18 protein-coding genes and 2 tRNA genes are annotated in these 15331 nt (G+C 57.0%); 13 read left to right on the forward strand and 7 right to left on the reverse strand.

What is annotated here, in order from left to right:
- The first annotated feature begins 1 nt into the window (after position 1).
- Genes IPI71_04465 through IPI71_04485 form a run of 5 tightly spaced genes read left to right on the forward strand, consistent with a single transcriptional unit; the run spans position 2 to position 4739 of the window.
- On the forward strand, positions 2-613 hold the full coding sequence (locus IPI71_04465; protein ID QQR71753.1) for a 4Fe-4S binding protein: 612 nt from the start codon (positions 2-4) through the stop codon (positions 611-613).
- Positions 610-999, forward strand: a complete 390-nt coding sequence (locus IPI71_04470; GenBank protein QQR71754.1) for a molybdopterin dinucleotide-binding protein — start codon at positions 610-612, stop codon at positions 997-999. Before IPI71_04465 ends, IPI71_04470 begins: the two co-directional genes overlap by 4 nt.
- Positions 989-2275, forward strand: coding sequence for a formylmethanofuran dehydrogenase subunit B (locus IPI71_04475; GenBank protein QQR71755.1), 1287 nt, complete (start codon positions 989-991; stop codon positions 2273-2275). Before IPI71_04470 ends, IPI71_04475 begins: the two co-directional genes overlap by 11 nt.
- Positions 2272-3975, forward strand: a complete 1704-nt coding sequence (locus tag IPI71_04480) for a formylmethanofuran dehydrogenase subunit A (GenBank protein QQR71756.1) — start codon at positions 2272-2274, stop codon at positions 3973-3975. Before IPI71_04475 ends, IPI71_04480 begins: the two co-directional genes overlap by 4 nt.
- Positions 3972-4739: a formylmethanofuran dehydrogenase subunit C gene (locus tag IPI71_04485; protein ID QQR71757.1), complete on the forward strand. Its 768-nt coding sequence runs from the start codon at positions 3972-3974 to the stop codon at positions 4737-4739. The genes IPI71_04480 and IPI71_04485 overlap by 4 nt, the downstream gene beginning before the upstream one ends.
- Positions 4740-5751: 1012 nt before the next feature.
- Here IPI71_04485 and IPI71_04490 read toward each other — a convergent pair.
- The 4 genes from IPI71_04490 to IPI71_04505 form a co-directional block, all read right to left on the reverse strand.
- Positions 5752-6000 (reverse strand): hypothetical protein, encoded by a 249-nt coding sequence (locus IPI71_04490; protein QQR71758.1) that lies wholly within the window; start codon positions 5998-6000, stop codon positions 5752-5754.
- A gap of 49 nt (positions 6001-6049) precedes the next feature.
- Positions 6050-6484: a peptide-methionine (R)-S-oxide reductase MsrB gene (gene msrB / locus IPI71_04495; GenBank protein QQR71759.1), complete on the reverse strand. Its 435-nt coding sequence runs from the start codon at positions 6482-6484 to the stop codon at positions 6050-6052.
- 65 nt (positions 6485-6549) lie between these two features.
- Positions 6550-7404 (reverse strand): PEGA domain-containing protein, encoded by an 855-nt coding sequence (locus tag IPI71_04500; protein QQR71760.1) that lies wholly within the window; start codon positions 7402-7404, stop codon positions 6550-6552.
- 407 nt (positions 7405-7811) lie between these two features.
- Positions 7812-7884: transfer RNA gene (locus tag IPI71_04505), tRNA-His, on the reverse strand.
- 215 nt (positions 7885-8099) lie between these two features.
- Between IPI71_04505 and infB the strand changes: the two genes are divergently transcribed.
- Both infB and IPI71_04515 read left to right on the forward strand, forming a co-directional pair.
- Positions 8100-9878 (forward strand): translation initiation factor IF-2, encoded by a 1779-nt coding sequence (gene infB / locus IPI71_04510; GenBank protein QQR71761.1) that lies wholly within the window; start codon positions 8100-8102, stop codon positions 9876-9878.
- A 146-nt stretch (positions 9879-10024) separates the two neighbouring features.
- A complete protein-coding gene (locus IPI71_04515) occupies positions 10025-10429 on the forward strand; it encodes a 30S ribosomal protein S6e (GenBank protein QQR71762.1) in 405 nt (134 codons plus the stop codon).
- A 4-nt stretch (positions 10430-10433) separates the two neighbouring features.
- Here IPI71_04515 and IPI71_04520 read toward each other — a convergent pair whose 3' ends face one another.
- The gene (locus tag IPI71_04520; GenBank protein QQR71763.1) at positions 10434-10895 is read right to left on the reverse strand and encodes a DUF2240 family protein; all 462 of its coding nucleotides are present in this window, start codon (positions 10893-10895) and stop codon (positions 10434-10436) included.
- A gap of 159 nt (positions 10896-11054) precedes the next feature.
- On the opposite strand from IPI71_04520, the gene IPI71_04525 reads away from it, so the two are divergent.
- Positions 11055-11381, forward strand: a complete 327-nt coding sequence (locus IPI71_04525; GenBank protein QQR71764.1) for a hypothetical protein — start codon at positions 11055-11057, stop codon at positions 11379-11381.
- Between the two features lie 199 nt (positions 11382-11580).
- Here IPI71_04525 and IPI71_04530 read toward each other — a convergent pair whose 3' ends face one another.
- Both IPI71_04530 and hypB read right to left on the reverse strand, forming a co-directional pair.
- Positions 11581-11958 carry a 30S ribosomal protein S8e gene (locus IPI71_04530; protein QQR71765.1) on the reverse strand — a complete coding sequence of 126 codons (378 nt, stop codon included), beginning with the start codon at positions 11956-11958 and terminating at the stop codon, positions 11581-11583.
- Positions 11959-12036: 78 nt separating this feature from the next.
- Positions 12037-12696 carry a hydrogenase nickel incorporation protein HypB gene (gene hypB / locus IPI71_04535; GenBank protein QQR71766.1) on the reverse strand — a complete coding sequence of 220 codons (660 nt, stop codon included), beginning with the start codon at positions 12694-12696 and terminating at the stop codon, positions 12037-12039.
- Positions 12697-12763: 67 nt separating this feature from the next.
- On the opposite strand from hypB, the gene IPI71_04540 reads away from it, so the two are divergent.
- From IPI71_04540 to IPI71_04560, 5 genes are all read left to right on the forward strand, one after another.
- The gene (locus IPI71_04540; protein ID QQR71940.1) at positions 12764-13036 is read left to right on the forward strand and encodes a signal recognition particle subunit SRP19/SEC65 family protein; all 273 of its coding nucleotides are present in this window, start codon (positions 12764-12766) and stop codon (positions 13034-13036) included.
- 4 nt (positions 13037-13040) lie between these two features.
- Positions 13041-13691, forward strand: coding sequence for a histidinol phosphate phosphatase domain-containing protein (locus IPI71_04545; GenBank protein ID QQR71941.1), 651 nt, complete (start codon positions 13041-13043; stop codon positions 13689-13691).
- 106 nt (positions 13692-13797) lie between these two features.
- Positions 13798-14025 carry an RNA-binding protein gene (locus IPI71_04550; protein QQR71767.1) on the forward strand — a complete coding sequence of 76 codons (228 nt, stop codon included), beginning with the start codon at positions 13798-13800 and terminating at the stop codon, positions 14023-14025.
- A 9-nt stretch (positions 14026-14034) separates the two neighbouring features.
- Positions 14035-15045, forward strand: a complete 1011-nt coding sequence (locus IPI71_04555) for a transcription initiation factor IIB (GenBank protein ID QQR71768.1) — start codon at positions 14035-14037, stop codon at positions 15043-15045.
- 121 nt (positions 15046-15166) lie between these two features.
- Positions 15167-15238, forward strand: a tRNA-Ala gene (locus IPI71_04560).
- The last annotated feature ends 93 nt before the right edge of the window (positions 15239-15331 follow it).

Here is a 15331-nt window from a genome sequence, read left to right on the forward strand (position 1 = left end):
TATGGCCCTCTCGATCTTATACTACGCAAAAGAGTTCCTCCGTGGTGAATGGTTTAAGAAGTTCCTCACCGCAAAGACCGCCCCGCTAGCCACCCCACCATACTTCCGGGATTACCCTGAACTGACAGGCAAGACCTGCACCCACCAGCTCTTCTGCATGATGGCCTGCCCGGCACCCGGTGCAATCGAAGTGGTCATGACGCAGGAGGGGTGGATGCCCCGCATCCACATCGGCCACTGCATAAGGTGCGGCCTCTGCGTGGAGGCGTGCCCAAACGGCGTGCTGACGAGCGGGCGGATACTCGAGTCGATGTTCTACGACAACACCAGGCTCTCGTTCTCGTTCCAGATTGACGTGGACCTGGACAGGTGCATGGGTTGTGGGAACTGTTCAGTCGCCTGCCCTGTGAATAAGCTGATCGATGCGCAGATGGCGCACGGAGGCCGGGCCTCCACGGACGAACTTCTGCTCCGGGTGAACGAAGGGAAATGTCAGGTGCTCCATGTTGAGAAGTGCACGGGGTGCAAGACCTGCGAGGACAACTGCCCGAACGAAGCTATCCACGTCGCCCGTCTTCTCGAAGCTGTCCATGGACCCGAGGAGGAGATATGAAGTTCCTCCTGAACACCGGACGGACGATCCGGCAGGGCTCGTATGTGGAGCGGAAGAATGCCCCCTCATACCGGGAGGAGACCTCTTCGATCCGCATGAACCCAATCGACATGTTCGAGCTGATGGCAGAGGAGGGCGATCGCGTGAGGGTCCGAAGCAAAACCGGCGAAGTGGTGATGTGGGTCCGGCCTGACCCGGGTCTCGTCCGGGGGAGGGTCTTTTGCTGCCTCGGGCCATATGCAAACCACCTCGTCAGCCCGGAAACCCATGGCACCGGGATGCCAGACTTCAAGGTCACCGAGGTGGAGATCGAGATTACAGAGGACCCGGTTCCGTCCCCTGGAGCGCTGATGGGCCGGTGCGGGGGTGTCCCGTATGAAGATTGAGGATGTTGTCTGCTCGTTCTGCGGGTGCCTCTGCGACGATCTCGTCGTAGAGGTGGAGGGGACACGCGTTGTTAACGTAGAGAACGGCTGCACGCTTGCAAACGAGAAGTTCATGGGCGACCACCGGCTGGAAGCTCCTATCCGGAGGCACAAAGAAGGGTGGGAGAAGGTCTCATACGAGAGGGCGATCGAGGAGACCGCGGGCATCCTCCTCGACGCAGACCGCCCGCTCCTCTATGGATGGAGCGGGACGTATGGAGAAGCCCAGACCATCGGGGTCCACCTGGCAGAGGTGCTCGGGGGAGTCATCGATAACACTTCGACGGTCTGCCACGGTCCTTCCATCATGGCGATCCAGGAGGTCGGCCACCCCGGCTGCACGCTCGGGCAGGTCAAGAACAGGGCCGACGTCGTGGTGTATTGGGGGGCAAACCCGATCGATGCCCATCCCCGGCACATGAGCAGGTACACCACCTACTGCGACGGGTTCTTCGTGAAGAATGCGTTCAGGGAGAGGAAAGTGGTGGTCGTGGACGTCCGCGAGACCGAGTCCTCACAGGTCGCAGACGAGTTCGTGAAGGTGAACCCCGGGGGCGACTACGCGGTTCTCTCGGCGCTCCGGGCGATTGTCCGCGGGAAAGGCGGCATCATCCCGCAATACGTGGAGGGCGTCTCCCGCGAGCAGCTCTTCAGGGTCGCGGAGATGTGCAAGGCGGCAAAATTCGGAGCCTTCTTCTTCGGTGTCGGGCTCACCATGGCTCCCGGGAAGTACAAGAATATCCGGAACGCCATCGAGCTCACCCAGGAGCTGAACCGGCACACAAAGTTCACCATCTCCCCGATGAGGGGGCACTGGAACGTGTACGGCTCAAACGAGGTGTTCACCTGGCTCACCGGCTATCCCTATGCGATCGATTTTGCAAGGGGGATCGCCTTCTATAACCCGGGAGAGACCACGAGCGTGGACATCCTCCGGCGGGGAGAATGCGATGCCTGCCTCATCGTGGCAAGTGACCCCGGTGCACACTTCCCGCGGGCATGCGCAGAGCACCTCGCACACATCCCAACCGTCCAGATTGACCCACATGTCAACGTGACTACCCACCTATCGCAAATCCAGATCCCGGTTGCGGTTGCGGGGATCGACTCCGAGGGGACTGCCTACCGGATGGACGGCGTCCCTATCCGGACCCGGAAGCTCTTCCAGGGGAGCTATCCCGACGACCTCGAGATACTCGAGAAGATTTACGCAATCGTTAAGGAGGCGAAGGGATGACGCCAGGGCTCCTGGTCAAAAACGCGTTCGTGATCGACCCCCTCTCGGGGATCAGGGGCGAGATCATGGATATCGCGATCGTCAACGGCAGGATCGTGGAAGAGACGCCGCCGGGTGCAGAAGTCATCGATGCCGCCGGGTGCCTGACACTCCCCGGTGGGATCGACTCCCACTCCCATGTCTGCGGGACCAAGGTGAACTTCGGGCGATACATGAGCCCTGAGGACATGCGGGCCGGGAGGACCGCACGCAAGGGCGTCATGCGCGTGACCTCCGGCTACAGCGTGCCCACAACGTTTGGCAATTCCTACCGCTACTGCACCATGGGATACACAACGGTCCTCGAAGGGGCGATGGCCCCCCTCGAGGCCCGGCACACCCACGAGGAGTTCACCGCGACTCCCCACCAGGACATGCTCGCCAACACCCTCTTTGACGGCAACTGGTCCGTCATGGAGGCGGTGAGGGAAAAAGATGATAAGAGGGCGGCCGCCATCGTTGCATGGACTCTTGAGGCAGTCAGGGGGTTTGCCATCAAGCTGACCAACCCGGGGGGCACCGAGGCGTGGGGCTGGGGCGAGGACGTGAACAGCATCCATGACCCGGTCCAGAACTTCGAGGTGACGCCAGCCGAGATCATCGGGACGATGATCCGGGCAAACGAAATCCTTAACCTGCCCCACTCGGTCCACCTCCACTGCAACAACCTCGGTGTCCCGGGGAACTACCGGACAACCCTTGACACCATCGACCTTGTCCCTGACCTCAACAGGGAACGCCAGAGCCTGTATCTCACCCATGTCCAGTTCCATTCCTACGGCGGGTCGACCTGGAGGGACATCAGTTCACGGTCCGAGGACATCGCCCGTGCAGTGAATGCCAGGCCCCAGGTGGTCATGGACATGGGGCAGATCATGTTTGGGAGGACGACCACCATGACCGCCGATGGGCCCATGGAGTTCAAGCTCTACCTGCTTCACCACAACAAGTGGAGCAACCACGACGTGGAGCTCGAGACCGGGTCGGGGATCATCCCGGTCTACTACGGGAGAAAGAGCCTCGTTAACTGCGTCATGTGGTCCATCGGCCTCGAGCTTGCACTCTTGACGAAGAACCCCTGGCAGTGCCTGCTCTCCACAGACAGCCCGAACGGAGCGCCGTTCGTGAAATACCCCGAGATCATTGCGCTCCTGATGAGCAGGAAGCTTCGTGAAAACGAGAGGAAGATGATAGACCGGAGGACCGAGCACTACGTCCCACTGTTCTCTATCGACAGGGAACTCGACTGGTACGAGATCGCGGTGATGACCCGCGCCGGGCAGGCAAAGGCCCTTGGAATCACCCATATCGGGAAGGGGCACCTGGCACCCGGGGCCGAGGCTGACATCGCCATCTACCCGATCAGGCCGGACCAGGTCGACCCTTCCGTTGATTACCAGCAGGTGATGGCCGCTTTCTCCCGCACCCGCTACACCATCAAGCGCGGGCGGGTGGTGGCACGCGACGGCGAAGTGGTGGTGGAGGGGGCAAACAGCACCATATGGTCCAGGGTGAAGGTACCGGAAGAGTATGACATGGGTAACGACCCTGAGTTCACGAAGAAGTTCGAGCAATACTATACGGTCAGGATGCGAAATTACCCGGTCCAGGACGTCTACCTGCCAAGAGGCCTCCGGATCGATACGGAGGCGTCGTTATGAGGGTCGTCCTGAAGACCAAGCAGCGTGCGAAACCGAGGATCCCCATCGAGGCTGAGGAGATCATCCCCCAGAACTTTCTGCGCAGGAACGACGTGAAGGTCTTCGAAGGGAACAAGGAGCGTTCGCTTGGTGACCTCTTCTTCGTCACCAGCGAGGGCCCGGCGGTCTCGCCCGACCAGGTGGAGGTGATCCTCACCGGAGAGACCGGGGTCATAAAGAGGGTGGGTGAGTACATGAACGCCGGCAGGATCATCATCGAGGGGGATATCGGAATGCACTGCGGGAACTTCATGAGCGCTGGAGAGATCATCGTCCGGGGGAACGCCGATGCGTGGCTGGGTCGCGAGATGAGGGGCGGTCACATCCTTTGCGAGGGGAACGCCGGTCATTACTGCGGGGCGGGTTATCGCGGTGAGAAGAGGGGCATGAGGGGCGGCACGGTCGAGGTGATGGGGAATGCCGGGGATTTTACAGCCGAGTACCTCTCGGGCGGCGAGGTCATCATCCATGGCAACTGCGGGGACCTGCCCGGCGTGGAAATGAGGGGGGGGAAGCTTGTCATCGGGGGGGATTGCACACGGCCCTGCGGGAACATGACTGGTGGGACGTGCATGGTCTTTGGGGAGGCACGGCAGTTCCTCCCGACGTTCGTGCGGAATGGAACTGAGGAAGTGGAGTATAAGGGGAAACGGTACCGGATGGCCGCATTCCGCGGGGATGTTGCCAACCGCGGAAAGGGGATCGTCCTCGTAAGAGAGGATTAGCGTTCTCTGCCGCCCGAAAACCGTTGCGATAATAGAACCCTGATCGAGGTTTTCACTGGATGGATCGAAGAAAAAAACATTGGGTATATCAGAAATGGCTGTTATGCCTCTTCAACATCTTCGGACTGGCATGAGGGGCACATCGGCCGTTTGCTTACACTGGTGAATTTTTCTCCACATTCTCTGCATTTGTAGTCTTTTCCCTTGACCCGGTCAGGCGGTACCTCCATATCCACGGGTCCTCCGACAGTGCACATCGATGGTCACCTCAGTAGCATCCATCGGCAAGAACCCTGATAAGGCTATGCACCGGGCAACCGGTTTTACATCGATCCGATGATCCGGCATGCCCCCCCCAGGACCGCGATGACCGCCTCATGTTGCAGGAACCGATAGGTTTGCAGGATGGGGTGCCCGCCCCTCATCAGTCAAAGAGGTGGGCGCTGAAGCGCTTTGACGATGAACGATCCTCGTTTTTCCGTGCCGCCTGCAGGTTTCCTTTTGCCGATAAACCAATGGAACGAAACGCACAAGTTCCTGAATCATCAAGAAATGCCATGCAGGCACTCCCCATACAGGGCTTTTTATCAAATGGGCATAACCTGTCAGTCATATAGTGCCTTCTCCTCTCACCGGCTCTTCCAGCTGTTGCGGGAGATCGCGGTTTGCCATGATCGCCAGGCACGGGCAAATATTCCCCTCAGTCCCGGGCTCTCTCTCCATTTTGCGAAAAGATAGGCTTTTTTATCGATCATGGATGCCAGAACATGGGAAAAGAAAAAGAATATAGTTATCTCATGATTTATGGCACCGGTCGTCTTTTAGCCGGCGACAATGAGCTGGACGACCGGGACGCACGAGAAGAGCAGGATCGCCGCTACCATCATGGTGTGTTCCTTCACAGTGTTCCTCCGTTTTACAGGAAAGAGACAACACGTATCGTTAAAAATTGGGTGGATGGTGCCGGTTCAAGGGTCATGGTCCCCGGTTTTCAAAGTGAGCCGCGCCACAGTCAGCTCAGAGTGTCTCTAAACAGGAAGCAGCCCCCGAGAAAATATGCGATGGGAATGGTCCAGAGGGGGTATGCCACCAGGAAGTACGCCCCGGCCCACTCCAGAACGAGCCGGGCACCGGGAGTATCGTTGCCTAACGCGGCCATGAATGCGACACCATACACCAGGGCGGTGACTGAAAGGTAGATGAGCACCCCTGCAACACCCCCTTTGATATTGGTGATGGCGGCCCTGACGCAGCTCTGCATGTCGGATCACCATCGGCACCTGGTGCGGAAAAGCATCCCCCCTAGAGATTCAGAGCGGGGAAAATTTCAACGAGGCGGAGTTAATACAGTAACGCTTCCCGGTCGGGGGCGGGCCATCATCGAATACGTGACCGAGGTGCGCATCGCACCTGGCGCAGAGCACTTCAGTCCGGGCCATCCCAAAGCTCCGATCAGTCCTTGTCCTGATGTTATGCGCATCTACTGGTGCGGAGAAGCTTGCCCATCCCGTCCCGGAATCGAATTTTGATCCAGATGAAAAAAGATCGGTACCGCAGCAGACACACCGGTAAAACCCCCTGTCGTGAAAGTCCATGAACTTCCCTGTGAAAGCTGGTTCGGTCGCACCCTTTCTTGCGACCCGGAACTCCTCCGCGCTGAGTTGCTCCCTCCATTCGGCATCGCTCTTCACCACCTTCTCGCACTCTTCGAGTGTCCCCGTCTGCACCCTGAAGATGAGGACCATCTTTCACGATTCGTCCCGATTACTCCGCTCCCTACACCACCAGCTTCTCTGGAATGGGGAGTGGGTTATCCCTTCCTGCATGCCAGGAAGGCGCAAACCATGAGTGCTCCCAGCAGTGCAAGCGGGGAGAGGCCGACCCTGCCCTGTATTGTCGAAGGAACAAGCGTTGCTGATACCGCACTCCCGTCGCGTGTGACGGTTATGGTCTGGCTGAAATCGGAATAACCCTCCATCGTTAATGTGAGGGTGTGTTCCCCTGATGCGGTATCGGTGAGGGTCAGGGGTGTGGTCCCTACCATCTGCCCGTCAAGGTATATCGTGGCTCCCGGGGGGTCCGAAGATACGGTCAGAGGCCCGGTAACCACCTTTTCAAGATTGACCGGCACCTTCTTGATCTCATTTCTCTCGACGTGAAGATCGAGATCCTGGGTGACATATCCCTCTTTTGAGACCTGGATAAGGTGATTGCCCGGGACAACATCGCGGATGATGAGGATGCCGTTGGGTGGGACTGCTCCGGCATCGTTCCCGTCATAATACACGGTGGCAAGCGTGGGGGAAACAAGCAGGTGGAGGGTGGCGTACTCGGTGAGTGGGAGGGCTGTGAGCTGTGCATAGATGTCGATGACCCGTCCTTTCACCGGGACAGAAGTTATTGGTCCGGTGTAGGACCTGTATCCTTCTTTTTCGATGGTGAAGGTCTGGTATGGCGTTCCGGTCACATAAACCGGAACTTCCAGAATACCCTGAGCGATCTCTCCTTGATAATCTCCATCGAAATGAACCTTTGCCCTCTCAACGTTGCAGTGGATGCGGTATGTGCCCATTTCTCCCCCGATAACCTCTTCTGATTGCACACCAGCGCCTCCGAGAGCCAGAGTAACCAGGATCGCTACTGCGAAAAGAGATAGCCGTTGCATGGTTGATCAAATCCGGTATACTGTAGGATTTTTTTGACGGTATTTAAACCTATCAATACTCTCTGACAAAAAAGAGACCTCTAAGAACCTGGGAGATCTGGACCGGGCTGACACGAGCGATCACCTTGAACAACCGATTCATTGATGAGCGGTTAGTGTCAGTACCCTCAAATTGGTGAAGAACAAGTGTTACCCCGACCTGGAAGGGGACATGGGAGAGACCAATGGGATGGCGAAGGAGGGCCCCGGCGCTGTTTCTGCCCAAACTGCAGGTACGAACGGGCCCGACCCCCTGAGATCCCCTGCTATGCCCTGAAGTGTCCCCGCTGCGGTGCCCCTATGGCGGATCTCTGATGATTGACCGGGAACCTTCAGTCCGGAAGAGATGCCAGAAAAAAGACAAGAAAGGCCAGGGCCGAGACTCGAACCCGGGTCGGGGGATCCACAGTCCCCTAGGATGACCAGCTACCCCACCCTGGCAATATACCCGAATACATTGGATTTCGCATTATATAATAGATAACCCTGGAAATGCGCCGGGCCATGTGCTTCCGAAGGGTGCATTAATACCTCATGTGCGCCAGTATAATTACAGAACCCGGTGCCATTCCCGCCAGGCTGTACCAGGATGGACTGTCCCGCCTGCGACCGGCACCATCCCCCCGGTTTGCGGCCAAACAAAAAGGTGGTTTCCCGTGACGCAGAAATCAGATATCCGCACCCCTATTGTCGCCGTGCTCGGCCACGTCGATCATGGCAAGACCTCGCTCCTCGACCGGATACGGGGATCATCGGTGGTGAGCACCGAAAACGGCGCAATCACCCAGCATATCGGGGCCACCATCGTTCCTATCGATGCCATCAGGAAGATGAGCGGCACGATGGAAAAGATGCCGATCAGGGTGCCTGGGCTCCTCTTCATCGATACTCCTGGTCACCACGCATTCACCACCCTCCGTGCACGGGGCGGAGCGCTCGCAGATATGGCTATCCTGGTGGTGGACATCAACCAGGGGTTCCAGCCCCAGACGACCGAGGCAATCCAGATACTGCGAACCTATCGTACTCCGTTCGTTGTTGCGGCGACAAAGATAGATCGTATTCACGGATGGAGACCCGGCAGGAATGAACCTTTTCTCACGACATTTGCCCGCCAGAATGATCGGGTGAAAGAGATCGTCGAGACGCGGATTTACGAACTGGTGGCGGAGCTTTCAGAATCGGGCTTCTCCGCGGAACGTTTTGACCGCGTCTCAGATTTCCAGCGCAACCTGGCCATTGTTCCGGTAAGTGCCCATACCGGTGAGGGTATCCCTGAACTCCTGATGGTCATGATCGGGCTTGCCCAACGTTACATGGAGCAGGATCTGGCATATTCGGTTGATGGTGCCGGCACCGGGACCGTCCTTGAAGTAAAAGAAGAACGCGGCTTGGGCACCACCCTGGATGTCATCCTTTACGACGGGACACTCTCGGTTGGAGATGAGATAGCGATTGCCCGGAACGACGGCGTGGCAGTCACGAAGGTACGGGCATTGTTAAAACCACGCCCCTTGAAAGAGATCTTGGTCGAGGACCGGTTTGAACGGGTCAGGAAAGTCACGGCAGCAGCAGGCATCAAGGTGAGTGCCCCGAATCTCGATGGAACCATTGCCGGGTCTCCCATCCAGGCGGTTGAGGGAGATGCAGAGGTCACAAAAGAACGGATCAGGAAGGAGATGGAAGAGATTTCGGTCAAGATCTCGCCGGAAGGGCTGATTATAAAGGCGGACACCATTGGAGCCCTGGAAGCGCTCTGCAACGAGCTCGATGCCAAGGAGATCGGGGTTATGCGAGCCGAAGTCGGCCCGGTCAGCCGCCATGACCTCATCGAGGTGGAGACTATCAAGAACCCTTACTACCGGGCCCTGCTTGCATTCAGCACACCGATCCTTCCCGATGCCGCGGAGATGCTCAGGGATCCCGGGTACACCCAGGTGAAGGTTTTCGAGGGGCGGGTTATCTACAAGATCGTGGACGACTACATCGCCTGGAGTGAGGAGATGAAGAGGAAAGCGGAGCAGCAGCGGTTCGAACAGATCATTTTGCCGGCAAAGATACGGGTATTGCCCCACTGTATCTTCCGGCAGAGCAATCCTGCTGTTGTCGGGGTCAGGGTGCTCGGGGGAACGCTGCGCACCGATATCAATCTCATCCAGACCGATGGAAAAAAGGTCGGGCATCTCAAATCGATGCAGCTGAACCAGGAGAACATCCGGGAAGCGAAGGCAGGAGCCGAGGTGGCAATCTCCATCGAAGGTGCAACGGTTGGACGGCAGGTAAACGAGGGAGACGATCTCTTTGTGGACATCCCCGAACGGCATGTCAAAGTACTCGAGCGTGAGATGATGGCCACCCTCCCGATTACTACCCAGGAAATATTTGCTGAGTTTACCACGATGAAGCGCAAGGCCGACCCTTTCTGGGGTAAGTAGTATTTAATAGATCGGCCATCCAAAGTTATTGGCAATTCGGGGCGATCTGCGTATGGGCACCTGCTACCGGCACGTGCCGGTGTAGTGAGGTCTTGGATCGCGGATCCCCTCCCCTCGGGATATGCAGAGTATAAGGAGTCGTGAATATGGTAGAGTTCAAGGTTGTAGTGTCTGACCAAAAGACAGGGCGATCATATAATGTCAACGTGAGTGGAGGTCAGGCAGGAGCCATCATCGGGAAACGGATCGGAGACGAGCTGGATGCAGGGCCGCTCGGTCTGCCCGGATACCGCATGGAAATCACCGGGGGATCTGACCGGGATGGGACTCCGGCGCGGAGAAACCTTCCGATTGCAGGGCGAAAGCGGCTGCTGCTCTCCGGAGGTGCCGGGTTCAGACCGGTCCGGGAAGGACAGCGCCGGAGAAAATCGATCCGGGGAAATGAGATCACTGCCGATTTCGTCCAGATCAACGCCCGAATCACTGCTTACGGTGAAAAACCGCTTGAAGAATACTTTGCCAAGCCCGCTCCCGAAGAGAATAAAGAATAACAATTCACTTTTTTAAAACCGATTCTCTCAGCGCAGGGAGCAGATCCTCAAAAGGCACTCCTCGGCGCCGGGCCAGGATGACCAGTGCCGCCTCAGGTCTTATCTTTCCATCAAAGGCCTGGTTGATGAGCGCGTTCATCTCGGAAGTCACGGTGGTGAGAGGGATCTCACCCTGGCGGGCAATCCGGTCCATGAGCTCTCTCTGCGGATCCGATGTCCGGAACACTGCTGCCGACGGTTTGAACCCGAGCGGGATCTCGACTCCGCCGACATCGAAGAGCGGCCGGATCATGTCGCCGTCATATGCGATCAACCCCTCCTCCTCAGCCCTTGAGAGGAGCAGGGTCGCCTGTTCGATGTTCATCCATCCCCGCTCAAAGGCGAGATAATACACAATCTCGTTCTTTTTCAGACGCTCTTTTCGCGTATGCCTGAACGGTGCGGCGATGGTCGTGGTGAGACTCATACCATTTCCCGGAGGTGCGCACGCTATGGAGGCAGATGCGCCCGTTGCATGCAGTGATAAGCATATATCCCCTGTTTTTATCAAGGAATCGATTGGAAGGCACCGGTTGAGCGCCTGGAAATACAAAAACTCTTATGGCCATGGAGTCGATGATGGAGTATGAAAAAAACCCGGGAGTACGCAGAGATAGCAAAGCAGCAGATAGATCAGATCGCCACCGAGATCGAGAAGCTGCAGGAGAGAGCAGACCAGGCTGTTGCTGACCTCCGGAGCGAGTACGAGCGCAGAATCCGTGCTCTTACTACCGAATACGACCGGGAATTCCGTTCACTTCGCCAGATGCGCTACGATGCCGAGGCGAAAGTCTCTTCCCTGCTGGATGCCAGCGGGAGTGCGGCTGAGGAGATATGCTTCGGGATAGATGCGGCAATCAACGAAATGAATGCCGCGCTTGCCCGAGCAAAGAAACAGATGAAAAATCGCTGATCTCTTTTCTTATCCGGCGATGCAAACCCTGATGAATACTTTTATGAGGATGTAGTTCGAAGATACATCGACAAAGGTCGTATCCCCCGCATTCCTCCTACATCATCAGGACAGGATACGACTTTTGGTAATGTCCTGGTACCTATACACGGTGCCGGAACGACGGCATCCCTTTTTTTGCGTTTCTTGAAAAAAAGAATTATTCGATAAGGACAGCATTAATGACGCCGTCCTGCCCCGGCCTGCTTATGATCCGTGCACGTCCTGCTTCAGTCCTGATGACTGCACCCCTGGTGAGGAGGTTACGCCGGACATAGTTTGGATTTGCTCCGTTCTCTTCGACCTTTTCGATGACCATTTTCCTGGTCCGGCCGGTTGAACGGTCTGCAACATTCGCATACAGCGCCCGCATTGCGCGGATTTTCGGGTTTCCCCCGAACGAGCGGGCTATCTTTCTGCGGTCGTTGCCGATATGAGTTTCTGCCGGTGCCGAACCGATCTCACTCCTCAGCTTCCCCTTTGAGGGACGGTACCTTCCTCCGGTTACCCTCCGGACTGATCTTCCCTGCCAGAGCATCTTATATCCCCTTTTTTAATGTCTGCCTTATCCGAATGAATCGAACAGAGTGTTCTATAAATAGCTCCTGCAACGTATTTAAGAACTCCGTTCAGCCAGCAGCGCGTCGATGACCGGTCCGAGGCCTTCTCCTGTTTTTAAGTTGGTCCGGCATATCCTCATCTCCGGGTTATAGCGGCGCATATCCTGTTCCATGCGATCTAGCCTGACTCCCACCAGTGGTGCCAGGTCCACCTTGTTGATAATACCGATGTCGCAGCCGCGGAACATCATCGGGTGCTTGTTCACCACGTCGTCTCCCTCGGTTGCGCTCACAATAACCACTCTCTTCTCGGCTCCGAGCAGGAAATCGGTCGGGCAGACCATATTGCCGACATTCTCGATGAAGAGGAGATCGATATCATCGAGCGGCAGGTGCTCTGCTGAATGCTCGACAAGGTGTGCGTCGAGATGGCATTCCTTCCCGGTATTGGCATTCACAACCGGGATGCCCAGGGCCCGTATTCTCTGGAAGTCATCATCTCCGTAGCAGTCTCCAGCGATCGCTCCTGATCGGATACCCCGTTCTTTCAGGACCGGGACGATCCGTTCTATGAGCGCGGTCTTCCCTGAGCCGATCGCACCCAGGAGATCGATGGCCCGGACACCATGCGCCCTGAAACGGGAAGCGTTTTCCCGGGCGATACGGTTATTGACGTCGAATATATCCTTCTCGAGCCTGACGTCGATATGGTGCATGTAAAAATGTATGCTGCTGCAGTGTTTATAGGTTCCATTCACCCACCTTAGTATGATGAAGGATGAGATGAAAGGGCAGCGCATCCTCTATCCCTGCTACTTCGATGCCGGGCTTACCAGGAAGGGTGGGCGGCGGGTTCCCCGATCGCGCGCCATCAGGGATCCGACTCTCACGGATATCGAGAAAGCCCTGAAACGCTGCCGGGTAAGATACCATGCCGAGCAGAAAAGCCATCCGGCCTACTGGTGGAAAAACGAAGGGCGTATCGTAGCGGACTGGGACCAGGGGAAGGAGAAGCTCCTCGCCATGGTGGCCGGTGCGCTGGATGGGAGGCGGTAAAAAGATGTACGATCTCCACACCCATAGTAACCTGACCGATGGAGAGCTGATCCCGATCGAGCTTGTCAGACGAATGGCCGTCCTCGGATATACCACGGTGGCCATAACTGACCATGCCGATCCTTCGAATCTGCATTTTCTAATAGGCGCGATCCAGAAGGTGAAGCCTGCAGCCAGTCATTATGGAGTAAATCTGTTATGCGGAGTCGAACTCACCCATGTTCCCCCGCCCTTAATCCCCTCATGTGCGCGGGAGGCTCGGGAGTGCGGGGCTGACATTGTGGTGGTGCATGGTGAAACCATTGTTGAACCGGTAGCAGTGGGGACCAACACCGCGGCGTGCACATGCCATGATGTGGACATCCTCGCCCATCCCGGGCTCATATCTCTGGATGATGCCGAGGCCGCGAGGGAACATGGGGTCGCCCTCGAGATAACTTCGCGGGGGGGTCATAACCGTACAAACGGGCATGTAGCCATGGTGGCGCGGGAGACTGGATGTACAATCGTCGTAAATTCCGACGCGCATGGCCCACAGGATCTCCTCGACGAGCGCGCGAGATTTCTTGTTGCGAGGGGAGCAGGGCTTAAAACGGAAGAATGCGACCGCGTGTTGGCTTTAAATACCAAATTCCTCCATTTATGCGGAATTTGATATTTATACCTTTACAATAGGTTTTTATACTATCAACAAGAATATATATAGATTACTAAGCGATTCCATCTGCCGTTTTTCCGGGGCGGAGTAACGGGGTTGTACCTTGAAAGCGATTGGGAATGTGGTGCATACGGTAGGGAAGCGACTTCTTGTCATCCGCTGCAATCCTGCACAGCTTCCCAGGATGTATTCCGAGATCGTTGACCGGAGAATGAGACCCGTAGGAAAGGTGGTGGATGTGTTTGGGAACGTGGCTACTCCGTATGCGGCAGTGCTCTGCAGGGCAGAATGCAGGGTTGCCGCCGGGGAGAAATTATTCGTATCAAGGTAGGCACAGAGCATGCAGGAAGTAGAGAAGTTAAAGGTCCTCCAAAATGAGCGGGAAGCTCTCAAGCACCGTCTGAAAGAACGGGTCAAGGAGCATGAGAAGAAGGCAGAGAACCACACCGAGACGGTCTGTCCCGAATGCGGGAGCCGCCAGCTGGTCCATGACTACGAGCGTGCAGAACTGGTCTGCCAGAACTGTGGCCTGGTGATCGATGAGGACTTTATCGACCGTGGCCCTGAGTGGCGGGCATTCGACCACGATCAGCGGATGAAGCGTTCCCGTGTCGGGGCTCCGATGACCTTTACCATTCACGACAAGGGTCTCTCTACGATGATTGACTGGAGGAACCGGGACTCATATGGGCGGGCCATCTCGAGCAAGAACCGTGCCCAGCTGTATCGGCTGCGCAAGTGGCAGCGGAGGATCCGGGTCAGCAACGCAACCGAGCGGAACCTCGCCTTTGCCCTCTCGGAGCTCGACCGTATGGCCTCCGCCCTCGGCCTCCCGCGCAATGTCCGGGAGACGGCCGCTGTAGTATACCGTGATGCCGTGGACAAGAACCTGATCAGGGGGAGGAGCATAGAGGGAGTTGCAGCGGCAGCCCTCTATGCAGCCTGCAGGCAGTGCAGCGTTCCCCGGACCCTCGATGAGATTGCAGAGGTTTCCCGGGTCTCACGCAAAGAAATCGGACGGACCTACCGTTTCATCTCCCGCGAGCTGGGGCTCAAGCTCCTGCCCACATCGCCAATCGATTATGTGCCAAGGTTCTGCTCGGGCCTGAACCTGAAGGGAGAGGTCCAGAGCAGGGCGGTGGAGATCCTCCGCCAGGCAGGCGAGCGAGAGCTGACCAGCGGCCGGGGGCCGACCGGAGTTGCTGCAGCAGCAATTTACATCTCGTCCATCCTTGGTGGAGAGCGGCGCACCCAGCGCGAGGTCGCCGAGGTTGCCGGGGTGACCGAGGTTACCATCCGGAACCGGTACAAGGAACTTGCAGAAAAGCTGGATATCGAAATAATTCTCTGATATCCCCCATACTTTTCCGGTCGTATCCTGGCCCGTGGCAGTATGCAGTCAGCGGGGCGGGTGCGGAACCGAAGAAAAACAACTATATTGAAGAGAAAGATACCTGGATTACTGCAGTCTGGGGCTTGTAGATCAGGGGTAGATCGTTACGTTCGCAACGTAAAGGCCGCGGGTTCGAATCCCGCCAAGTCCATGTTTAATCTACTTCTGGGAGCATCTGTGGTGACCGTAGGTCGCGTGGGCCCGGGAGGGGCAAAGCACTCGGTCCGGTAAAGTCAAGGCACGC

Origin of the sequence: Methanolinea sp. (assembly GCA_016699325.1) — an archaeon.
GTDB lineage: Archaea > Halobacteriota > Methanomicrobia > Methanomicrobiales > Methanospirillaceae > UBA9949.

Coding starts and splice junctions, on each gene's coding strand:
- IPI71_04485 (QQR71757.1), top strand. CDS start 3,972: ATGAGGGTCGTCCTGAAGACCAAGCAGCGTGCGAAACCGAGGATCCCC.
- IPI71_04500 (QQR71760.1), bottom strand. CDS start 7,404: ATGCAACGGCTATCTCTTTTCGCAGTAGCGATCCTGGTTACTCTGGCT.
- IPI71_04465 (QQR71753.1), top strand. CDS start 2: ATGGCCCTCTCGATCTTATACTACGCAAAAGAGTTCCTCCGTGGTGAA.
- IPI71_04515 (QQR71762.1), top strand. CDS start 10,025: ATGGTAGAGTTCAAGGTTGTAGTGTCTGACCAAAAGACAGGGCGATCA.
- IPI71_04540 (QQR71940.1), top strand. CDS start 12,764: ATGAAAGGGCAGCGCATCCTCTATCCCTGCTACTTCGATGCCGGGCTT.
- IPI71_04555 (QQR71768.1), top strand. CDS start 14,035: ATGCAGGAAGTAGAGAAGTTAAAGGTCCTCCAAAATGAGCGGGAAGCT.
- IPI71_04525 (QQR71764.1), top strand. CDS start 11,055: ATGAAAAAAACCCGGGAGTACGCAGAGATAGCAAAGCAGCAGATAGAT.
- IPI71_04470 (QQR71754.1), top strand. CDS start 610: ATGAAGTTCCTCCTGAACACCGGACGGACGATCCGGCAGGGCTCGTAT.
- IPI71_04490 (QQR71758.1), bottom strand. CDS start 6,000: ATGCAGAGCTGCGTCAGGGCCGCCATCACCAATATCAAAGGGGGTGTT.
- IPI71_04475 (QQR71755.1), top strand. CDS start 989: ATGAAGATTGAGGATGTTGTCTGCTCGTTCTGCGGGTGCCTCTGCGAC.
- hypB (QQR71766.1), bottom strand. CDS start 12,696: ATGCACCATATCGACGTCAGGCTCGAGAAGGATATATTCGACGTCAAT.
- IPI71_04520 (QQR71763.1), bottom strand. CDS start 10,895: ATGAGTCTCACCACGACCATCGCCGCACCGTTCAGGCATACGCGAAAA.
- IPI71_04530 (QQR71765.1), bottom strand. CDS start 11,958: ATGCTCTGGCAGGGAAGATCAGTCCGGAGGGTAACCGGAGGAAGGTAC.
- IPI71_04545 (QQR71941.1), top strand. CDS start 13,041: ATGTACGATCTCCACACCCATAGTAACCTGACCGATGGAGAGCTGATC.
- msrB (QQR71759.1), bottom strand. CDS start 6,484: ATGGTCCTCATCTTCAGGGTGCAGACGGGGACACTCGAAGAGTGCGAG.
- IPI71_04480 (QQR71756.1), top strand. CDS start 2,272: ATGACGCCAGGGCTCCTGGTCAAAAACGCGTTCGTGATCGACCCCCTC.